The sequence below is a fragment of the Sphingobium cupriresistens genome (assembly GCF_004152865.1).
Lineage (GTDB): Bacteria > Pseudomonadota > Alphaproteobacteria > Sphingomonadales > Sphingomonadaceae > Sphingobium > Sphingobium cupriresistens.
This window is the reverse complement of record NZ_SEOO01000109.1, coordinates 1-1,664: the sequence shown is the minus strand read 5'-3', so window position 1 is coordinate 1,664 and position 1,664 is coordinate 1. Positions and strand designations below refer to the sequence as shown.

General features: G+C 61.8%; 1 protein-coding gene. It reads right to left on the bottom strand.

All coding sequences use genetic code 11. The annotated features are described in order from the left end of the window. Positions 1-219 precede the first annotated feature (219 nt). Positions 220-1,512, bottom strand: coding sequence for an IS110 family RNA-guided transposase (locus EWH12_RS21795; RefSeq protein ID WP_019052494.1), 1,293 nt, complete (start codon positions 1,510-1,512; stop codon positions 220-222). Between the last annotated feature and the right edge of the window lie 152 nt (positions 1,513-1,664).

The window sequence follows — 1,664 nt, the reverse complement described above, 5'->3', positions numbered from 1 at the left end:
GACAACGTCCTAGGTTGGGAAGCAGCGGCGGGAAAAGGCCAGCAGGTCTCGTTGCGCCGAGCGTGATCGGCGCTGATGACTTTTTGATCCAGATGGCTTCCATCGTCAAGGAATGCGCTCTCGGCCATAGCAAACACAGGATCCAGCGACCGCACCGGTCGTGGTCCTCACCGTCCTTAAAATGAGATGCGGATGCCAGATGGAAGGCCCGAACATTATCTACAGGGTCGCGGCTGCGCCCTCACGGCTCCACAGAGAGGGGTCCTTCCATCTGGTGTCCGTCCGTTCGACGAACGGACGGTACTCGGTTCCCGTCTTGATGACGGCGTGCGCGACGCGCGCCATCTTGGCGGTGAGTGCGGTCATCGCCTTGCGGCGGCGATCAGGGTCGTTGCCGTGGCCGGCCACATAGCGACCAAGCTTGTCGCGGAAACTGTTGTCGCGCTGGCGAATGGCGACCTGGGTCGCCATCCAGAAGGTGCGGCGTAGCCGGGCATTGCCGTACTTCGAGAGCTTGGTTCGGCCTCGGAAGGTGCCTGACTGACAGGTGGCCAGGTCGAGCCCGCAAAACTTCAGGAACTGGCGATGATGGTTGAAGCGCCGAAGATCGCCAGCCTCGGCGAGGATCGTCAGCGCGTTGATCGGGCCGATCCCGGGGATCATGCGCAGGAGCTGATAGTCGCGGTTCTCGCTGAGCATGGCATTGGCGGTCCGCTCGATCTCATCGCGTTGCCGGATCAGGCTGCGGGCTTGTGCGATGACCATGCGGAACATGGCGACCGCGACGGATTCCTCGTCGACCGGCAGTGCAACCGAGGCGCAGGCCGTCTCGTAGATATCGTTGATTAAGCGGGCCTTGGAGACCTTGCGGCCGACCAGTGACCAGGCCTCGCGCGTGAAGGCCTCCTGACCGAGCGTCGTCATGCTGGCCGGTGTCGGAAACCGTTCGAGCAGAGCCAGGAACCAGTCGGACCGGCTGTTGCCCGCAAAACGTTCGATCTCGGGAAAATACAAAGGCAGGTAATGGGTCAGGATGCGGTGCCAGGTCTGCGTCTTCGCCTTGGAAATGGCCTCGTGCGTCTTCGACATCTCCTGCAGGTCGTTGATGCCGGCGGCCAGCGGGTCGACGTAGCGCTGAGTGGCGCCGATCTGGAGCATGTGCAGAATTACCTGGGCGTCTTTGGAATCGTTCTTGTCCCAGCCATTATGCAACGCCTCACGCGTCCGTGCCAAGGCGACCGACGAAATCAGGCGCAGCTCGAAACCCGCAGCTAGCAGTCGGTGCGCCAGCGTACGGTGGTAGTTGCCGGTGGCCTCAAAGCCAACGACGATAGGTCTGCCGATGGCTGCCAGATCGTCCGCGAGGCGGTCGTAATCAGCCTTGGTAGCCATGACTGTCATGCGGCGACGTCGTCCGCCCTCCGGGCGTTCGATCAGCACTTCCTGGCGGTGCTTGGACATATCGATGGCTACCAGCACGGCATCGGCCGGAGTAGAACTGCGCTTGGTCATGGTCGGTCAGTCTCCAAAGTGTTGAGTCGACAACTTCACTTTAGAGACCTGCTGGCCGGTCATGGCCGCCTTGATGAAGCCGTCGGGCGCTACGCGCCCTTGTCTCCATCAAGGCGAATGCTGCCTTCGAGGGGCAGCTTCCCAATGTGCTA